Source organism: Paenibacillus sp. YYML68, assembly GCF_027923405.1.
In the GTDB taxonomy this organism is placed as follows: domain Bacteria; phylum Bacillota; class Bacilli; order Paenibacillales; family NBRC-103111; genus Paenibacillus_G.
Genome location: NZ_BQYI01000001.1, coordinates 4,015,762 through 4,037,056, shown reverse-complemented (window position 1 = coordinate 4,037,056; position 21,295 = coordinate 4,015,762). Strand labels below are relative to the sequence as shown.

Genomic DNA, 21,295 nt, shown 5'->3' with positions numbered 1-21,295 from the left:
ATGAGAGAGGTTACAACATGCCGAAAAAGAAAAACGATAAGCCGTTAGTAAAAGGAATCGCAACCGTACTCTCCGCGACGATGGCAGCTACGTCGGTGCTGTCGGTCCTTCCGGCTTCTGTGGCGAACGCAGACGAAGCGGCCGCAGTCGCCGCAGCGAACAGTGCAGCATCCGTAGCTGAGATGCAGGCTGCGCTGACGCGCGTCGATATGGCTCTGAACTTGACCGGCTACAACAGCTTGAGCTCAACAGGTAAAGATATTGTTGCGCAGAACTTGCTCAACTACCGGAATTCGAACGGCAATTATGCCAGCTCATCGGTGATCCAGACGCAGCTGAATACAGAAGTTACTGCGCGCCAAAACGTAGAGAACATGGAGAACGCGCTGGCGAATGTGAACAATGCGGCGAGTGCAGCCGATATGAATACAGCTCTTCGCTCAACTCACCTTGGACTTATTCTCGCAAGCTATAATGCGCTGACATCGGATGCGAGCCGACTGGCTGTTTCCCAGAAGATGATCGACAATCGCGGTGGTGGCTATGCAGATAAGAACGCGATCCAGACGATGCTCAACAATCAGGTGTCGTTGCAAATGGATGCGGATGCTGCCGCTGCCGCGCTGGCGAATGTCAATGCTGCCGGGACCAACAGTGACATGCATGACGCGCTGAGCGCACCGGAGCTTGGACTTGTGCTGAACGGCTATAATGCGCTCGTCGACGATGCGATGCGTCTGCGTGCAGCAGGGCGAGTTCTTACCGCACGCGGTGCAGGCTATGCGAACAAGTCAGTGATCCAGACAGCCTTGAACAATGCGGTGCAGGCGGAATGGGATGCTCTATACGTTGACAATGTGAACAATGCAGCTTCGGATGCCGATGCACAGACGGCGCTTGAGGATCCGATGCTTGGACTCATTCTGACCTCCTACAACAGTCTGTCGGCAGATGGCAAGCTGTGGGTCGCTGGACAAGTGCGCGCTTACCGTATTGCGAATGGTGCGTATGCCGGCAAGTCTGCGATCCAGACGCGATTCAATACATACGTTACAGATCGCTCTAACTATGAAGCGTTCAAGCCGTATGTCGATGTGGTGAACAGTGCGGCTAACGCGACTGCAATGAGATCGGCTCTGGAGCAGTCAGGGCTTGCGCTTAATCTGATTGATTACTATCGACTGACTACAGCATATAAGAATGCAGTCGCTACCACCGTACTCGGCTATCGTAACAGCAATGGTGATTTCGTCTATCAAGCGGATGTTCAGACTCAGTTGGACGCAGCTGTTGCTGTGGAGACGGTGAGGCAGGCCGTCGAAGTGCTGAATACAGCTTCGGACGTGAATACGACGAAGAGCGCAATAGAAGCTACAGGGCTGGGTCTGGATCTGACCGGGAATGGCTACAATTCCATCAGCGCAGCTGACAGGCTGGCCGTTGCGACGCTCGTGATGAATCGTAAGGGTGGCGGCTATGCGGATCAGTACGCTATTCAAGCAGCGGTGAATACGGCAGTCATTGATGTAGTCGTGGCTATTGCAGCGGTCAATGCAGCTTCGGACGCAGGCAGCATGCAGACTGCGCTCGAGCAAGTGAATCTTACTTTGGAGCTGACGGCGAATGGCTATCAAGCCCTCTCCGCATCGGATAAACTGGATATCGGCTTGAGAGTGCTCACAGGACGTGGTGCGAGCTATGCCGATCAAGGTGCCATTCAGACAGCAGTAACGAATGCGGTAGCGGCGTTGAATGCAGGTAAAGCGGCTGTTGATGTTGCCGCAGACGCTGCGGCCATGAGAACTGCTCTTGTATCGTCGGATTTACTGCTCGATGTGATGGTGTACAGCGCTCTAAGCGATGCGGACCAATCGGCAGTAGCGGGTATGGTGCTGGCCGGACGTGGCGCTGGCTATGCCGATAAAGCGGCGATTCAAGCCGCCTTGGATAGCGCTATTGCCATCAATGCACCGGTTGCGGCTGTCAACCAGGCTGCAGAGGTGGCCGGGATGAAGACAGCGCTGACGGATGTTGCACTTGGCCTAACATTGACCACTTACAATAGCTTCACGATTGCGAGTCAGAATGCCGTGGCTGCTGCTGTACTGGCGGCACGTCCTGTAGGCGGCTATGTCGACCAAGCGGCGATCCAGGCTTCGTTAGATACGGCGATTGTGACGTATACACCGCTGGAGGCTGTGAACGATGCCGGCAACGTCACGGCAATGCAAACAGCGTTGACGGATGTAACGCTTGGACTGACGCTTGGTGATTACACTGCTCTGACGAATGCGAGTAAAGACAACGTCGCACAAGCGGTGCTGGATGCACGCCCTGCAGACGGCTATGCATCTGCAACGGACGTTCAAGGCTCGCTTGACAGCGCCATCGTGACGAATGCGCCGCTTGAAGCGGTCAATGATGCAGCTGATATCGCGTCGATGAAGCTCGCCATAACGGACATCCAGCTGGGGCTCAATCTGACAGCGTACGCTGATCTATCTGTGGCGAACCAGAACGCAGTAGCTCATGCGGTTCTATCGGCAAGACCGGCTGACGGGTATACGCTGACAAGCATCGTTCAGACGGAGCTGAACAATGCCATTACAGCTGTAGCAGCTGTGGAAGCGGTGAACGATGCGCTCAACGTGACGGGGATGCAGGCGGCGTTGACCGATGTTGCGCTTAGTCTGGATCTGACAGCCTACAACGCATTGACCGTTGCGAGCCAAGCGGCTGTTGCTTCTGATATACTGATAACTCGTCCCGCAGACGGCTATGCGGATGCGACAGCGGTGCAAGCTGCATTGGATGCTGCAATCACAGCTAACGTTCCAGTTGAGGCTGTCAACGATGCTGCTGACCTTGCTGCTATTCAAGCGGCGCTGACCGATCACGCGATCGGATTGGATTTGACGGCGTACAATGCATTGACCAATGCAAGTAAAGATATCGTCGCTCAGGCTGTGCTGAATGCTCGTCCTGTGGACGGCTATGCCGATGCTGAGGCGATCCAGACTTCTCTGGACGCTGAGGTTGCGGCCAACATTCCATTAGAAGCAGTGAACGATGCGAGTGATGTTACAACGATGAAAGCGGCTGTGGCTGACGTTGCGCTTGGTCTGAATCTGAGTGCATACAACGATTTGTCGGTGGCTAACCAGAACTATGTGGCGAACGCGATTTTATCGGCAAGACCGATTGACGGTTACTCTCTAGTGTCTGCGATTCAGTCAGAGCTTGATGGTGCGGTGACAGACGTCATGGCCGTTGAAGCGGTGAACGATGCGCTCGATGTGTCGGGGATGCAGGCGGCACTGATCGATGTTGCACTAGCTCTGAATCTGACAGCCTATAACGCACTCACAGTGGCGAGCCAGGCTGCAGTTGCCGATCACGTTCTGGCGAATCGTCCATCGGACGGATATGCTCTACAAGCGGATGTGCAGGCTGCTCTGGATGCTGCTGTAGCGGTTAACGCACCGCTAGAGGCTGTGAACGACGCGGCCGACCTGGCCGCCATACAAGTAGCGTTGACGGATAATGCGCTCGGACTGAATTTGACGACGTACACAGCATTGACGAATGCGAGCAAGGATGTTGTCGCACAGGCTGTGTTGAACGCTCGTCCTGCTGACGGATACGCGGATGTAACCTCGCTGCAAACGGTGCTTGACGCTGAGGTTGCACTGAATGCACCGCTCGAGGCTGTGAATGACGCGAGCGACATTACGGAGATGAAGGCAGCTGTCAGTGACTTAGCGCTTGGCTTGAATCTAACAGCATACAACGACTTGTCTGTGGCGAACCAGAATGCAGTAGCGAGTGCGATCCTGTCGGCAAGACCAGCAGACGGCTATTCGTTGGTGAGCACTGTGCAGACGGAGCTGAATACAGCGGTAACTGCGGTAGCAGCTGTAGAAGCTGTGAACGACGCGACGGATGTCGCTACGACACAGTCGGCGCTGACGAATGTGGCGCTGGGTCTGACCTTGACTGCATATAACGGCCTGACGGTTGCGAGTCAAAATGCGGTAGCAGCTGACGTGCTGGCTAACCGTCCTGCTGATGGCTATGCGGATCAGACGGCTGTGCAGACCGCGCTGGATGCTGCGATCGCATTGAACGGACCGATCGAGGCTGTTAACGATGCTGTAGATGTGATGACGATGCAGACGGCGCTGACAGATATGACGCTCGGACTTGATTTAACGGCGTATACAGCATTGACGAATGCGAGCAAGGATGTCGTCGCACAGGCTGTGCTGAGCGCACGTCCTGCTGATGGCTATGTCGATCTTGTAGCGATTCAAGCGGCGCTTGACAGTGCTGTAGCGGCGAATGTGCCGCTCGAGGCTGTGAATGATGCGAGCGACGTGACGGAGATGAAGGCAGCAGTAAGCGATGTTGCCCTGGGTCTTGACCTGACCGCATACAACGACTTGTCTGTGGCGAACCAGAATGCAGTAGCGACTTCGATCTTGTCGGCAAGACCAGCAGACGGCTACTCGTTGGCGAGCACCGTGCAGACGGAGCTGAATACAGCGGTAACTGCGGTAGCAGCTGTAGAAGCTGTGAACGACGCGACGGATGTCGCTACGACACAGTCGGCGCTGACGAATGTGGCGCTGGGTCTGACCTTGACTGCATATAACGGCCTGACGGTTGCGAGTCAAAATGCGGTAGCAGCTGACGTGCTGGCTAGCCGTCCTGCTGATGGCTATGCGGATCAGACCGCTGTGCAGACCGCGCTGGATGCAGCGGTAGCAACGAACGCACCAGTAGAGGCGGTCAACGATGCTGTAGATGTGATGACGATGCAGACGGCGCTGACAGATATGACGCTCGGACTTGATTTGACGGCGTATACAGCATTGACGAATGCGAGCAAGGATGTCGTCGCACAGGCTGTGCTGAGCGCACGTCCTGCTGATGGCTATGTCGATCTTGCAGCGATTCAAGCGGCGCTTGACAGTGCTGTAGTAGCGAATGCACCGCTCGAGGCTGTGAATGATGCGAGCGACGTGACGGAGATGAAGGCAGCAGTAAGCGATGTTGCCCTGGGTCTTGACCTGACCGCATACAACGACTTGTCTGTGGCGAACCAGAATGCAGTAGCGAGTGCGATCCTGTCGGCAAGACCAGCAGACGGCTATTCGTTGGCGAGCACCGTGCAGACGGAGCTGAATACAGCGGTAACTGCGGTAGCAGCTGTAGAAGCTGTGAACGACGCGACGGATGTCGCTACGACACAGGCTGCACTGACGAATATGGCACTTGGCCTGACCTTGACTGCATATAACGATCTGACGGTTGCGAGTCAAAATGCGGTAGCAGCTGACGTGCTGGCTAGCCGTCCTGCTGATGGCTATGCGGATCAGACCGCTGTGCAGACCGCGCTGGATGCTGCGGTAGCAACGAACGCACCAGTAGAGGCGGTCAACGATGCTGTAGATGTGATGACGATGCAGACGGCGCTGACAGATATGACGCTCGGACTTGATTTGACGGCGTATACAGCATTGACGAATGCGAGCAAGGATGTTGTTGCACAGTCAGTGCTGAGCGCACGTCCTGCTGATGGCTACGTGGATATTGCGGCGATTCAAGCGGCGCTTGACAGTGCTGTAGTAGCGAATGCACCGCTCGAGGCTGTGAATGATGCGAGCGACGTGACGGAGATGAAGGCAGCTGTCAGTGACTTAGCGCTTGGCTTGAATCTGACAGACTATAACGACTTGTCAACAGCGAACAAGAATGCAGCTGCGAGTGCGATCCTGTCGGCAAGACCAGCAGACGGCTATTCGTTGGCGAGCACCGTGCAGACGGAGCTGAATACAGCGGTAACTGCGGTAGCAGCTGTAGAAGCTGTGAACGACGCGACGGATGTCGCTACGACACAGTCGGCGCTGACGAATATGGCGCTGGGTCTGACCTTGACTGCATATAACGATCTGACGGTTGCGAGTCAAAATGCGGTAGCAGCTGACGTGCTGGCTAGCCGTCCTGCTGATGGTTATGCGGATCAGGCCGCTGTGCAGACCGCGCTGGATGCAGCGGTAGCAACGAACGCACCAGTAGAGGCGGTCAACGATGCTGTAGATGTGATGACGATGCAGACGGCGCTGACAGATATCACGCTCGGACTTGATTTAACGGCGTATACAGCATTGACGAATGCGAGCAAGGATGTCGTCGCACAGGCTGTGCTGAGCGCACGTCCTGCTGATGGCTATGTCGATTTTGCAGCGATTCAAGCGGCGCTTGACAGTGCTGTAGCGGCGAATGTACCGCTCGAGGCTGTGAATGATGCGAGCGACGTGACGGAGATGAAGGCAGCTGTCAGTGACGTAGCGCTTAGCTTGGATCTGACTGCTTACAACACCTTGTCTACAGCAAGCCAGAATGCTGTTGCGGATGCAATCCTGTCGGCAAGACCGGTAGACGGCTATTCGTTGACCAGCACCGTACAGACGGAGCTGAATACAGCGGTGACGGCAGTAGGCTCTGTGGAAGCGGTGAACGATGCTGCGGATACGACCGATATGCAGATGGCATTGACGAATGTGGTGCTCGGACTTGACTTGGTCGCGTACGATGCACTGACTACAGCGAGCAAGATCATCGTCGCACAGGATGTTCTTGATCATCGTCCTACAGATGGTTATGTAGATCAGTCTGCCGTACAGACGGCGCTGAATCTTGCCATAACGGCCAATATTCCGGTCGAGGCTGTGAACGATGCCGTAGATATCCCATCGATGCAGGCAGCGTTGACGGATGTGGCACTCGGACTTGATCTTAGTAGCTACCAAACTTTGACAGTTGCAAGTCAGAACAATGTAGCTCAAACCATGCTCACGTATCGCCCATTCAACGGATACGCGGGACAAGAGGTTATTCAGAATTTGTTGGGCAATGCTATTCTAGTTAATATGTTTGTGGAATATGTGAATGATGCGATGGATGCTAGCTCCATGCATTCTGCACTGACTGATCCGGATCTTGCATTAGACCTGACGGTATATAACAGCTTGTCACTAGCGAATCGAAATGTAGTGCTTCAGGAGATGCTGACGAACCGACCTGTCATTGGTTACGCTAGTGCGTCGAATATTCAGATTGAGCTGGATGCACAAGTTGCAGCGGTCGCAGCCGTTGAAGCAGTAAATGATGCAGTGGATGTTACGTCCATGCAAGCTGCTCTGACGAACGTAGCGCTCGGACTGGATCTGACGTACTACAATGCGATGTCGACGGACAATCAGGATGCTGTTGCACAATCGGTCATCAGCTCTCGTCCAAGCGAAGGATACTCGAGTCAAGCGGCAATTCTGACGATCTTCGACGATATCGTTGCAGTTGAAGGGGACAAGTATACGGTAGAGCTCGGACTGCATGCTATGGAAACGATCGCTGCCGTAACTAGCGACTTGACACTGCCTGTAAGTGCGAATTTGGGCTCGACGGTTACTTGGTCCAGCGATAAGCCTGACTATATTGCAGCGAACGGCATCGTTACACGTCCGGCCTACATCGATGGCGATCAAGCGGTCACGCTGACGGCGACGATTCAGAAGGGTTCGTTCAGTAAGACGAAGATATTCGTCGTGAAGGTGCTGAAGCAGCCGGTGACCGATATCGAGGCGGTAGCGGTAGCGAAGTCCGCTCTTGTCATTACGTATGAGCCAGGTGAGAGCAGCACGGGTGTGACGACCGTTCTCGGCTTGCCAGACACAGGTGTCGATGGTACTGCGATAAGCTGGTCATCGGATCAACCTCTTGTTATCGACAGCTTCGGACATGTGACACGACCGTTGTACAGTGCCGGTGACGCGACTGTGGTGCTGACTGCGACGATTACGAAGGGTGTAGAAGTAGATACGAAGGTATTTGTTGTCAAAGTGCTCAAGCAGACACAGACCGATGCTGAAGCGGTAGCGGCAGCTGCGCAGGCGTTGATGATCGGCTACGCGACAGATGAAGGTATGAACGGTGTTACACAGCCACTTACGTTGGCGAACACAGGTATTGATGGTACGACGATCAGCTGGAGCTCGGACAGCACAGCTGTGAATGCGAACACGGGTGGAGTCGTACGACCTGCTTATAGCGAAGGTGATGTTAGCGTCGCGTTGACGGCGACGATTACGAAGGGAACAGAGATTTCAACGAAGTCGTTCTTAATCAAGGTGCTGAAGGAGACGCAGACGCATGCAGAAGCAGTAGCTGCGGCGAAGAAGGCGCTTGAGGTGGAGTATGCGTTAAGTGACAGCATTGACCATGTGACACAGAGCTTGACGCTGCCTTCGACTGGGGTAGATGGCACAAGCATCAGCTGGAGCTCCAGCGATGATGAGGTCGTGAAGTCCAATGGTACGGTCATTCGTCCAGCCTTCAGTACAGGCGATGCAAGTGTAACATTGACGGCGACGATCACGAAGGGTGCCGAGACGGCGACGAAGACGTTCCTCGTCAAGGTGCTGAAGGTAGCCCAGAACGATGTTGAGGCGGTAGCAGCCGCGAAGCAGGCTCTGGAGATTGGCTATGCAGTGGGCGACAGCATCAATGGTGTGACACAGGCTCTTACGCTGCCAGCTGCGGGAGTTGATGGTACGTCCATCGAGTGGAGCACGGACAGCATGCTCATAGAGGCAGCGACTGGAATTGTGACTCGTCCGATGTACAGCTACGGCGATGTGAGTGTGACGCTGACGGCGACGATTAAGAAGGGTACGGAGACGGCGACGAAGACGTTCCTCGTCAAGGTGCTGAAGGAAGCGCAGAACGATGTTGAGGCGGTAGCAGCCGCGAAGCAGGCTCTGGAGATTGGCTATGCAATGGGCGACAGCATCAATGGTGTGACACAGGCTCTCACACTGCCAGCTGCGGGTGCTGACGGCACTACGATCACATGGAGCTCGGATAAGCCAGCAGTGGATGTGTCCACCGGAGCAGTGACACGACCAGCCTATGCTGCAGGCGACATGAGTGTAACGCTGACGGCTACGATTACGAAGGGTACGGAGACAGCGACGAAGACGTTCCTGATCAACGTGCTGAAGAAGACACAATCCGATGTCGAAGCGGTAGCTGCCGCGAAGCAGGCTCTAGAGATTGGCTATGCGATGGGCGACAGCATCAATGGTGTGACGCAGTCTCTTACGCTGCCAGCTGCAGGTGCAGACGGCACTGCGATCACATGGAGCTCGGATAAGCCTGCTGTAGATGTATCCACTGGAGCAGTAACGCGACCAGCCTATGCTGCAGGCGACATGAGTGTAACGCTGACGGCTACGATTACGAAGGGTACGGAGACAGCGACGAAGACGTTCCTGATCAACGTGCTGAAGAAGACGCAATCCGATGTTGAGGCAGTAGCAGCCGCGAAGCAGGCGCTTGATGTCATCTATACCGGAAGCGACAGCATGGCTAGCGTGACGCAGTCACTGACTCTTGTCACCACTGGAGCAGACGGTACAACGATCAGCTGGAGCACGAGCGACACGACGGTTAACGCAGCGACTGGAGCCGTTCAGCGTCCTGCTTTCTCTCAGGGAGACAAGGCAGTCACGTTGACAGCTACGATCACGAAGGGTACCGAGACAACGACGAAGGTGTTCCTGGTCAACGTAGTGAAGCAAGTACAGACCGATTCGGAAGCTGTTGCAGCGGCATCGGCAGCGTTAACGGTTGGGTATACCGGCTCGGATACAGCGAGCAGCGTGACACAGAGCTTGACGCTCCCGACCACGGGCGCGGCTGGAACAACAGTCACATGGTCGTCCGATCAATCGATCGTCACAGCGAACGGAACTGTAGTACGCCCGAGTCTGTCCCAGGGTGATACGATCGTGACATTGACAGCCGTGATTCAGAAAGGCTCCGCTTCGGTTACGAAGTCATTCGTTGTGAAGGTGCTGAAGCAGAATGTGACCGCAGCTCCGCTCGCGAGCGATATTACTGTAACGAATAACGCGGCAGGTCAAGCGGATACGGTAACGGTGAAGAACGTTCAAGCGGGCCATATGGTTAAGGTGTACGATGCGGCAGGAACGACGCTTCACGGATCGGTCATCGTACCTGTCGGAAGCACGACGGCTTCTGTGCAGGTCACACAGCTCGGTGTGCAGAACGGCTCGATCAGCGTCAGTGTACAGGCACCTGGCAAGGATGAGAGTGCCAAGACTGCGGCGGTGTTCGCTGCTGAGAACGCGAAGCCGTATGTGGTCGCAGCACAGCTCACGAACGACAACGGGATTACGGCGAAGGCGACCATTACACCGACTGCGGGCATCGTGGTCGGAGGTGAGAAGTATGTCGTGTTCCAGCTCATGAACGGTACGACAGCGGAGAGCATTAGCGTCGTTCAATTCAACAGCAACGAGGCGGCTCAGCTATCAGCGATCTTCAACCGCACCTTGACTGCACAGCATACGGTTAAAGTGTTCCTGATCGATAAGTTCGATACTTCTATCACCGATTTGGGCACGTCCTTGGCTGAAGCGGTAACCGTGTCTAAGCAGTAAGACCAATTACGATCGCGGTCGGGCTTGCTCGCCAAGCTCGACTGCGTCATTCAGGAGTGGTGAACGCGTGAAGAATAAATGGTTACAGACTGTCGCGGCGGCCGTCATTCTGACCCTGCCTGTTTCGGGAATCGTGTGGCCCTTGCCGACTGCTCAAGCAACCGCCTTGTCTACGATTACCGTTCAAACGTCAGCGAATGTTACGGCAGGACAAGCTATCGTCATTAAAGGAACGGCAACTCTGCCTACGGTGCTGGTGAAGGTCATTAATAATACGAATGATCTAGTTGAGTATTTCGACTCCGTCGCGGTCCAAAACGGCGAGTATCAAACGAGCTTCCATCTACGTTCAGGGGCGCCAGTAGGGAGCTACACGGTCGTCGTCGGTCAAGGCACAACGGTTCAGACCGCGGGCTTTCAATATGTAGCTCAACAGACTGGTGGAGGAGGCCCAACAGGGCCGACTGGTTCGACTCCACCACCTCCGCCGCCTACACCTGTAACACCGCCAGCTACGCCAGTCACGACAGGCAAAGTAGCTACTTACCAAGCGCCGAAGGATGCTACTGTCGTCACGCCAGTAACCGAGAACGGCAAGCAGGTGCTGAAGGCCGTTGTGGACAATAAGAAGCTGCAGGACTACATTGCGACCATAGCGAAAACGAGTGCAGCGAATCAACCGAAGCCGGTTGTCGTCATCGATGTCCCGGGCAAGGGAGATCAAGTACAGGCAACGCTGCAGATCGGTACATTCCAGACGCTGCAGCAGCAATCGGAGCAAGCGTCGCTGCAGATTAAGACCGAGCTTGGAGCGCTGAGTATTCCAACGAAATCGATCAGCAGTAAGGCGCAGGAGATCGGTTTGACAAGCGAAACCCCAGTTCAAATTAAGGTGACGAAGGCGGATGCTTCGTCGACAACACTCGTTGAATCGATGCTCGGCACAGGCAATACGATCGTCTCACCTGTCGAGTTCACGATTGAGGTTACATCAACAGGCACTACGACTGAAATGAACGGGTTTGATGCTTATTTGGAGCACACCGTATACATGCCTTCCGTTCCACAAGCTGATTACAAGTACATGACAGGCGTATATGTAGACCCTCTAACGAATAGCTACTATCCGATGCCAACGATGTTCAATGTCAGCGGTAGCGGTCAATTGGATGGTACGATCTTGCGTAAGGGCAACTCCATCTATACCGTTGTGAAAAATAAGAAGCAGTTCACGGACATGTCCGGAAGCTACGCGAGTGATGTCGTGGAGACGCTGGCGTCCAAGTACTTCTTGAACGGCTTCGAGGACGGTACCTTCCGTCCGGAGAAGTCGGTCACTCGTGCCGAGTTCATCACGATGCTGACGCGCAGCCTCGGTCTAGTGCCAGACAAGAGCGGAGCTGTCGGCTTCACCGACGTGCAGCCGGACCAATGGTTCGCAGGCGCTGTGTCGATCGCGGTGAAGGAGAAGCTAGTCAACGGCTACGAGGACAATACGTTCCGTCCGGAGCAGCGCATCAGCCGTCAAGAGATGGTGCAGCTGATGTACAACGCGATGAAGTCCGCAGGCTACTCGTCCAGCCTCACGAAGGAAGCATCGAGCGAGCTGCTGAAGCGTTTCTCGGATCAAGGCGACGTTCCGGCTTGGGCACAGGAGGCGGCAGCCGCGGCGATTCAGGAGAAGATCGTAAGCGGGATGGACAACGATCGCTTCGCGCCGGGTGAGACGGCAGACCGCGCGCAGAGCGCGACCATTTTGTACCGCATGATGAAGGCGTTGAACTTTATTAATTAACGAAGAGCTGCTCCTGAATTTGTCTGAACTTTGGCCGAATCGTGAATATTTCTTGAACATAAATGACGAAGCTGTGGTATAATGTTCAATAAGTAAGCAGTTTCATGAGTTTGGAGTGATCAGGATGACGACAAAAACAATGACAGCAGCTCCTCATAAGGAACGCGATGTGAACCGTCTTGTAACGATGATGACAGCGGCCGCTTGGGTCGTGCTCGCGATCGGCACACTGATGTGTCTCATCAATCTTCAGCATTTCAGCGATACGAATACGCCTCTTATGGTCGGTCTTGGCTTCATGGTCGGCAGCGTTCATATTTATGTGATACGTACAGCGATTCATCTCGTACATTCTCGTCAAGCGATGAATCGCACGGATGCAACTCAGTAATTCCTGCTAGTTATTCCGGATACCCCCTTTCAGAACAAGCTGAAAGGGGGTATTTATATTGTGCAGAGATTCAATTGCGGCAACTTCGTGTCTTTTGTTTTACAGGAGTAAGGCGATCGTTTGACGTATTTGTTAACCCCGGTCCCAAGCGTCAACAAATCTGATATGTTGAATATACGAAGCAGATCGTTAAGATTCGTTAGCTTCTATGCATAGATTCAATGATTGGCTTTATAGAGAGGAAGAGGAGGATTCCTATGAATCGATTAAGAAAGGCGAAGGCCAAGCACGCGGCCGTGTGGCTGCTGCTGCTCGTCTCGGCTGTTCTGCTGACCGGCTGCACCGAGCAGATCATCGTGCTCGACCCGAAGGGACCGATCGGGCAGAGCCAGAAGGACTTGATACTGATCGCCTCATTGCTTTGCGGCGTCATTCTGGTGCCAGTGCTATTGCTGACGGCCTTCATCGTGTGGAGGTATCGCGACAAGCCCGACAGCAAGGCGTCCTACAAGCCCGAATGGTCCCACAGCACGTCGCTCGAGACGATATGGTGGGCAATACCAATTGTCATCATCGCTATATTGGGCGTTGTTACCGTTCGGTATACGTATGAGCTGGAGCCCTCGAAGCCGCTCGAATCCGAGGCTAAGCCGATTACGATCCAGGCGACCTCACTGGACTGGAAGTGGTTGTTCACGTATCCGGAGCACGGAATTGCGACCGTCAATTATATTCACATTCCGGAGGATGTGCCGATTAAGTTCGAGCTCACCTCGGACGCACCGATGAACTCGTTCTGGATTCCGCAGCTCGGCGGTCAGATGTATACGATGTCTGGGATGGCGATGACGCTGTTCCTGCAAGCGGATGAGCCCGGTATTTATTACGGATCAGGGGCGAACTTCAGTGGCGAGCATTTCGCCGATATGCGGTTCGACGTCCATGCCGAATCGTCTGAGCAGTTCGAGCAGTGGGTCGCGCAGCTGAAGAAGCAGGCGCCACAGCTGACCGAGCAGGGCTATGAGGCACTGGCGGAGAAGGGCACCGCCGAGCGCAAGTCGTATTCGTCGTTCCCTGATGGACTGTTCCAGCGCATCGTCACCAAGTATGCACCTACAGGCCATGGAGCCCATGGGGGACACGCACAGCCTAACATTCCGGCCGAATCGGCCACTAAATAGAAAGAGAAAGGATGTCGGAACATGCTCGATTCGATTAAACAGTTTGCTTCCGAGTTTTTCGTCACCGGCGATCCGCTAATATTAGGAGCACAGGTCAGCATCGCCATTGCTATGGTTACAATCATCTTCGTGCTTACGTACTTCCGTAAGTGGGGCTGGCTGTGGCGCGAGTGGCTGACTACCGTCGATCATAAGCGCATCGGTATTATGTATATTATCTGCGCCCTTCTCATGCTGTTCCGCGGCGGCGTCGACGCGCTGCTCATGCGACTGCAGCTCGCGCTGCCCAATGTAGAGTTCCTCCACGCCGAGCACTATAACCAGATCTTCACGACACACGGTGTCATTATGATCTTATTCATGGCGATGCCGCTCATGTTCGGCTTGTTCAATATCATTATTCCGCTGCAGATCGGCGCACGCGATGTCGCCTACCCGTTCCTGAACTCGCTCAGCTTCTGGCTGTTCTTCTGGGGCGCGATGCTGTTCAACGTCTCGTTCGTCATCGGCGGCTCGCCGGATGCAGGCTGGCTTGCTTATCCGCCGCTGTCCGGTCTTGAGTTCAGCCCTGGTGTCGGGCAAGACTTCTACATCTGGGGCATTCAGGTGTCCGGAATCGGAAGCTTGGCGACGGGCATTAACTTTATTGTCACGATTCTCAAAATGCGCGCGCCAGGCATGACGCTCATGCGCTTGCCGATGTTCACCTGGTCCGTGCTGTCGAGCTGTATTATCATTATCTTCGCCTTCCCGATCTTGACGATTACATTGGCGCTGCTGTTCCTCGACCGCTTCGCGGGGACACATTTCTTCACGCTCGATGGCGGCGGCAATCCGATGATGTATATCAACATGATCTGGATGTGGGGACATCCCGAGGTATATATCGTCATCCTGCCAGCGTTCGGCATATTCTCGGAGATCGTCGCCACCTTCTCCCGCAAAAAGCTGTTCGGCTACAAGTCGATGGTGTTCGCGATGCTGATCATCAGCGTCCTGTCGTTCTTCACGTGGGCCCACCACTTCTTCACAATGGGCTCGGGCGCCGATGTCAATGCGTTCTTCGCCCTCACGACGATGGCGATTGCGATCCCGACGGGGGTCAAGGTGTTCAACTGGCTGTTCACAATGTACCGCGGCCGCATACAGTTCAAGACGCCGATGCTGTGGACGATCGCCTTCATCCCCTGCTTCGTCGTCGGCGGGATGACCGGTGTGCTGCTGTCCGTAGCGCCTGCAGACTTTCAGTTCCACAACAGCTACTTCCTCATTGCGCACTTCCATCAAGTATTGATCGGCGGTGTGGCGTTCGGCTTCTTCGCTGGCCTCTATTACTGGTGGCCGAAGATGTTCGGCTTCACGCTGAACGAGCATCTGGGCAAATGGGCGTTCTGGCTGTGGAACATCGGCTTCTACGTCTGCTTCATGCCGCAGTACATTCTCGGCTTGATGGGCATGACGCGCCGTATGTACACGTACGATTTCGACATGGGGTGGGGGCCGCTTAATCTCGTGTCCACTGTTGGCGGTTTCCTGATGGGTATCGGCTTCATTTTCCAAGTGTGGCAGATTGCCTATAGCATCAAGCAGCATAAGAAGGATGTCACCGGAGACGCATGGGATGGACGTACGCTCGAATGGTCGACGCCTTCACCAGCGCCAGTCTACAACTTCGCGGTGCTGCCGGAGATCAAGGCTGTCGATGATTGGTGGGAGCGCAAGCAGGAGAAGGCGGCGAGCCTGGCTGCTGGCTCTACATCAGCTTCAGAGGCGTCAGCTCTGACTCCTGCGTCTGAAGCGGCGAAGCAGACTGCCGAGGAGATTGCAGCTACTAAGCCGAAGTACGAGCCGATCCATATGCCGAAAAACTCAGGCCTGCCGTTCATCAAATCGACGCTATGGTTTTTCGTCGGCTTCGGCTTCGTCTGGCATTGGATGTGGATGGCCATTCCAGCCTTGATCGGTGTAGCAATCTGCATGATCGTCCGTTCGTTTACCTATGACACCGACTACTATATTCCGGTCTCCGAGATTGAACAAATAGAAGGCGACATCGCCTTACGAAAGGGGGGCGTCTAGATGGCACATGCAGTGAATTCGAGCGGCTCCATAGCCGCGGCTGGGCAAGCTTCAGCTCATCCGAATGCACACGGTCACGGACATGACAGCCATTCCGAGGAGCATGAGCATGAGCACGAATCGCTCAAGACGTTCGGCTTCTGGATCTTCCTAATAACCGACTGCATCCTGTTCGGGACACTGTTCGCCGTCTACGTCGTCCTGAGGGCGAACACGAACGGTGGACCTACACCAGAAGAGCTGTTCCATATGCCGGGTATTATCGCTGAGACGTTCATCTTGCTTACGAGCAGCTTCACGAGCGGCCTTGCGGTGCTGGCGATGCACCAAGGGAACAAGAAGGCGCTCATCGGCTGGCTCGGCGTAACAGCATTACTGGGGGCGGCCTTCATCAGTCTGGAGATCGCCGAGTTCGTGACGATGGTTCACGAAGGGGCAACGATCGGTACGAGCGCCTTCCTGTCGGCCTTCTTCACACTAGTAGGTACGCACGGACTGCACGTATCCATCGGTCTCGTATGGATGGTTGGCTTAATGCTTCAGCTTCGGAGAAGAGGCATTACGCCCGTAACGAAGCGCAAGGTAGAGGTCATCAGCTTATATTGGCACTTCTTGGATGTTGTGTGGATCTTCGTATTCACGGTCGTGTACTTGATGGGGGTGATGTAGGATGGAACGTATGAACTCAGGAGCGGCGGGGCATACCTCGTCAGCGGGACACGGCTCGTTGAAATCGTATGTGATCGGATTCGCCCTGTCAATCATTCTCACGATTATTCCGCTTGTAGCCGTCATGAATAAGCTGTTGAGCGAGACCGCGACGATCGTGCTGATCTTAGCGATGGCTGTCCTGCAGTTTGCTGTGCAGCTTGTGTTCTTCATGCATCTGAAGGAAGGTAAGGATGCACGATGGAACATGCTTGCACTTGTGCTCGGATTGATTATTTTGCTTACAATCGTCTCCGGCTCCATTTGGATTATGACCTATAATCAGGTTGCTCACTAATAGCCTGCCTATTTTGCAGAGGCTGGGAAACGAACCCAATCGCCCGTACATCGCTGGACATAATGTGTAGCAAGTAGATTGCCAGCATCATAGATGACGGAAGGGCAGGTGTGCTGCATGAGCAAGATTACACGTTCATATTCGGGTGGAATAAGCAGAAGCGCAAGCCGCCGAGCGGAAGTACGGCTTGCGAGTAAGCACCGGACGAAGGGGCGTATATCGAAGCCCCGCGTCGCAAGACCGCAGCCGGCAGTAGAGTCAGCTGCCGTGGAAGTACAGGGCTGGTCGTCGCCGTACGGTGGCATGGACGCAGGTCTTGGCGCAGGCCTTCAGTCCGGCCTGCCTGCCGGCGGCGCGGCAGGTGCTGGACTCGGTGGCGGTCCGAGCTTTCTCGAGCTGTACAATCGGGTCGGCGGACTCGACGGCATCATTGCAACGATGGGGAAGATTCAGAAGGTCGTCGGCTTCATGAAGTCGATGAGCCCTGTGTTTAAGCTCGTCGGGGGGATAGGCGGCCTTGGGGCAGGAATTGGCAGTCTGGGTGGTCCAGGGGCGATGACAGGTGGGGCCCCGCAGGCGCAGACGTCCGCGCTGCGGCCCGCCAGAGTCGGCAACCGCCAGCGCCGTAAGGCAAGCAGTGCAGCAGAACGTGCCAACAGGCAGCGCAGACCAGGTCGTACCTCCAACCGATAAGAATATGATCTTAATAAAACCGTCCCAGCTCCAAGTTTATTTGGAGCTGGGACGGTTTTTTTGTGCTACTCGTCTTAGATTATAACGGTACAACCTGCGGCTTCTTTTCTTTGAAATATACCCATTCGCGGTAACCGATTTCCTTCAGCCGAGCGGCTACCTCGTCCCAATCGTCACCTACACGCTCTGGAACATGCGCGTCTGAGCCGAATGTTACCTGAACTCCGTAGTAGCAAGCACGTTCAAGAACGGCGTCAATCGGGTACCAGCCGCCGCAATCCTTCGTCTTGCCGGATGTGTTGATCTCGATGGCAATGCCTTCCTCAGCAATCGTCTTCAGCGTCTTATCCACCGCATCGGTCTCGATATCTGAGAAGGCCGGATAGAAGCCGCGCATCGCATCAATGTGACCGAGGATCTGGAACATTCCGCTGCGGGCAGATTGCTCGATGAGGTCGTAATAGAGCTCCTTCTGCTCGACCTGTTGCTTGGTCGTCAAGCCGTTCCAGCGCTTCTTGTTGAATATGCTGACTCCTCCCGACAGATGGACGGAGCCGATAATATAGTCGAACGGATATTGAGCGTAGATGCCGCGGTACAGCTCCGCATGCTCCGGGAAGAAGTCGGATTCTACGCCGAGCAAGACGTCGATACGCCCCGCGTACTCGGCCTTCAGCTTCAGCACCTCGTCCACATACAGGGCGAATTCGCTCTTGGCCATCGCGATGCCGGGCTGAGCATGCTCCTTGTCGCTGCCGAAATACGGCGAGTGATCGCTGATTCCGATCACATGCAGCCCCCGTTTCATCGCGGCTTCGATGTAATGGCGAATCGTCCCTGTTGCATGTCCGCACCGTTCATGATGCGTATGTAAATCGAATTTCATGGTTATATCACTCCGAACCGATGAATTGGATTTCCTGCATTCCCTTCAAGTCTTGTAAAAACTGATGAAGAGCCGAGCTTAAATATCTGCCGGACTTGTACACGACACCGACCGGATGACTTGTTTCCAGCTCATTGACTTTGATCATCTTTAACGTACCGAGTCTGAGCTCATTCTGAATCGACATCTTCGAAATAATCGCCGCTCCGAGATCGAGCTCAACCATCCGCTTTACCTCTTCGCTGCTGGACAGCTCCATGACAATTTGCGGTGTAATGTAGAGCTGCTTGAAAATCTGATCAATAAACCGTCGTCCTGCTGTTTCCGGCGACAGCATAATAAGGGGCAGGTCATGTAGACGCTCAATCGGGATGTGCGCGAATCTGGCCAGCGGATGCTCCGGCGCCACCACAAGCTCGAACGTATCGAAGTACAGCACAGAGCTGCTGAGGGAAGGCAGCTTATCGAATAAATAAGTGATACCGATATCGATTGAGCCGTTTTCCACGCTTTGCATAATTGTCGCAGTCGACATTGAATGTATAGTTGTCTTAATAAGCGGGAACTGATTTTGGAAATAGGACAATACGCGAGGCAATATTTGCATCGCGATGGAAGTCGTTGTGCCTAAATGAATATGACCTTGAGGCGTCTGGTTCAGGTCTGCGAGTCTTTGCTTCAGATCATCGACTGTTTGCAATATCATCTCCGCATGCTCCAGAAACACACGCCCGCTATCGGTTAACGTAACCGGCTGGTTACGATCGATTAAGACGGTTTTAAATTCGTCCTCCAAGCTTTTGATTTGGGCGGATACGGCTGGTTGTGTTAAGTTTAGAATTTCCCCAGCCTTTCGAAAACTCATCGTCTTCGAGATGGTAATTAACGTCTCCAGCTGATTAAGGTTCACGTCGTTCCTCCTCTCCAAGGTGTGAACGTGCACACGCTCTGCTGATTGATAGAGTTTTTCTTCATATTGCATATGAGGTATAAAATAAATTTCTCACTCCTCATTATATGACACGAAGTAGGGAAGGGCAAACTTAGCTTCATGAGCTTTTGTAAATATTTAATGGACTAGATTGAGACATACTCAAATTTGAGTATAATGAATTGGTGATGTACCTTACTTAAAAAAAGGCGGGATGCAAGATGACCAATAAGAGAGCTTCCAATATTACGTGGACTGTTGCGGGTCTTATGCTTGCGCTGCTGCTCGCGGCGCTTGACCAGACGATCGTATCGACGGCGATGCCGACGATTCTTGGTGAACTGGGCGGTCTGGAGCAGTTTGTTTGGGTGTTTTCGGCTTACTTGATCGCGAACGTCGTAGCGATGCCAATCTTCGGCAAGCTCGGCGACATGTATGGGCGGAAGCTGTTTTTTATGATAGGGCTTATCGTATTTATGGTGGGCTCTGCGCTTTGCGGGACAGCGGAGACGATGCTGCAGCTTATCATTTACCGGGCGGTGCAAGGAATCGGGGGCGGAGCGCTTATGCCGATTACATTTGCGATCGTTTTCGATATTTTTCCTCCTGAGAAGCGGGGCAAGATGCAAGGGCTGTTCGGCGCCGTATTCGGCATCTCCAGTGTGTTAGGTCCGCTGGCCGGCGCATATTTCACGGATTATGTGAATTGGCAGTGGATCTTTTATATTAACCTGCCGCTAGGGGTTATTGCGTTCATTCTGATCGCCTTGTTCTACCACCCGGCGCTCCCCTCGAATCCGAATCAGCGAGTCGACTGGCTCGGCACACTAGTATTCGGTGCTTCAGTCATCAGTCTCATGCTGGGACTTGAGCTCGGGGGTAAGGAAGGATACCCATGGGCATCTGTAACAATCATTGGACTGTTCGCCGCTACCGTGGCACTGTTCGTGTTGTTCCTGCTAGTCGAGAAGAAGGCGGTGTCGCCAATCGTGCCGCTGCATCTGTTCCGTAAGCGACTGTTTACGGCCAATATGGGAATGAGCTTCTTCTACGGCGCATTGATGATCTCTGCTGCTACGTATATACCGCTCTATATTCAAGGCGTATTCCAAGGTACTGCTACAGCTTCCGGTCTTGTACTCACCCCGATGATGCTTGGAGTAGTGGCGAGCAGCATGATCGGAGGTCGCTTCATAGGCAAGACCTCTTACCGCAGCATCATGCTCGTCTCGGTATCCATGCTGCTCGTTGCAACCGTGCTTCTTGGAACGTTGACAACTGATACACCGCGATGGCTTGTGACCATGTACATGATCATGCTTGGTTTATCGATTGGAACATCATTTCCTGTCGTATCCATTTCTTCCGTCCAAAGTGTAAGCTTCGAATTTCGCGGCGTTGTGACGAGTCTGACTACTTTTTTCCGATCGATTGGCTCAGCTGTAGGCGTGACGATTCTTGGTATGGTTCAGAGCTATGCATTGAACGACAAGCTACGAGAATCAATGAACGGGAGCAGCGACTCTGCTCCAGTAGATCCTCACGTACTGCTGAGCGAGCAGTTTCGTGCCTCTGTACCGAAGCCCGTTATGGATCAATTGATTATGGGACTCGCCGAATCGATCGCCTTCGTGTTCCAGGTGTCGATCTCGATGGCTGCCGCGGCTTTCCTATTCGTGCTGCTCATGGGTAATGCGAGGCTTGAGCTAAGTAGTAACAGCAAGGATCATGCTGGCCGTCCCTCTAAGGACGACAATGACGATACTCATGGTTCTCAGCTCGGGTCCTTGTAGGAGGTGCACTC

11 protein-coding genes are annotated in these 21,295 nt (G+C 54.0%); 9 read left to right on the top strand and 2 right to left on the bottom strand.

Annotated elements, in window-relative coordinates; translation table 11 throughout:
- Window positions 1-17: 17 nt before the first annotated feature.
- From PAE68_RS18065 to PAE68_RS18030, 8 genes are all read left to right on the top strand, one after another.
- Window positions 18-10,529: an immunoglobulin-like domain-containing protein gene (locus PAE68_RS18065; RefSeq protein WP_281889285.1), complete on the top strand. Its 10,512-nt coding sequence runs from the start codon at window positions 18-20 to the stop codon at window positions 10,527-10,529.
- Between the two features lie 67 nt (window positions 10,530-10,596).
- Window positions 10,597-12,324 (top strand): S-layer homology domain-containing protein, encoded by a 1,728-nt coding sequence (locus tag PAE68_RS18060; protein WP_281889283.1) that lies wholly within the window; start codon window positions 10,597-10,599, stop codon window positions 12,322-12,324.
- 124 nt (window positions 12,325-12,448) lie between these two features.
- The gene (locus PAE68_RS18055; RefSeq protein ID WP_281889281.1) at window positions 12,449-12,715 is read left to right on the top strand and encodes a hypothetical protein; all 267 of its coding nucleotides are present in this window, start codon (window positions 12,449-12,451) and stop codon (window positions 12,713-12,715) included.
- Between the two features lie 257 nt (window positions 12,716-12,972).
- Complete coding sequence (gene cyoA, locus PAE68_RS18050; protein WP_281889279.1) at window positions 12,973-13,896, top strand: ubiquinol oxidase subunit II; 924 nt, start codon at window positions 12,973-12,975, stop codon at window positions 13,894-13,896.
- Window positions 13,897-13,917: 21 nt separating this feature from the next.
- The gene (locus PAE68_RS18045) at window positions 13,918-15,975 is read left to right on the top strand and encodes a cbb3-type cytochrome c oxidase subunit I (RefSeq protein ID WP_281889277.1); all 2,058 of its coding nucleotides are present in this window, start codon (window positions 13,918-13,920) and stop codon (window positions 15,973-15,975) included.
- Window positions 15,976-16,644: a cytochrome o ubiquinol oxidase subunit III gene (gene cyoC, locus PAE68_RS18040; protein WP_281889275.1), complete on the top strand. Its 669-nt coding sequence runs from the start codon at window positions 15,976-15,978 to the stop codon at window positions 16,642-16,644.
- A gap of 1 nt (window position 16,645) precedes the next feature.
- Entirely contained in the window at window positions 16,646-16,981 is a 336-nt protein-coding gene (cyoD, locus tag PAE68_RS18035; RefSeq protein WP_281889273.1) for a cytochrome o ubiquinol oxidase subunit IV, read from the top strand.
- Window positions 16,982-17,098: 117 nt separating this feature from the next.
- Window positions 17,099-17,674 carry a hypothetical protein gene (locus PAE68_RS18030; RefSeq protein WP_281889271.1) on the top strand — a complete coding sequence of 192 codons (576 nt, stop codon included), beginning with the start codon at window positions 17,099-17,101 and terminating at the stop codon, window positions 17,672-17,674.
- Between the two features lie 79 nt (window positions 17,675-17,753).
- Here the strand turns inward: PAE68_RS18030 and PAE68_RS18025 are convergent, their stop codons facing one another.
- Entirely contained in the window at window positions 17,754-18,560 is an 807-nt protein-coding gene (locus PAE68_RS18025; RefSeq protein WP_281889269.1) for a histidinol-phosphatase, read from the bottom strand.
- 7 nt (window positions 18,561-18,567) lie between these two features.
- A complete protein-coding gene (locus PAE68_RS18020) occupies window positions 18,568-19,470 on the bottom strand; it encodes a LysR family transcriptional regulator (RefSeq protein WP_281889267.1) in 903 nt (300 codons plus the stop codon).
- A 242-nt stretch (window positions 19,471-19,712) separates the two neighbouring features.
- Between PAE68_RS18020 and PAE68_RS18015 the strand changes: the two genes are divergently transcribed.
- Window positions 19,713-21,284, top strand: coding sequence for an MDR family MFS transporter (locus tag PAE68_RS18015; protein WP_281889265.1), 1,572 nt, complete (start codon window positions 19,713-19,715; stop codon window positions 21,282-21,284).
- Window positions 21,285-21,295 lie beyond the last annotated feature (11 nt).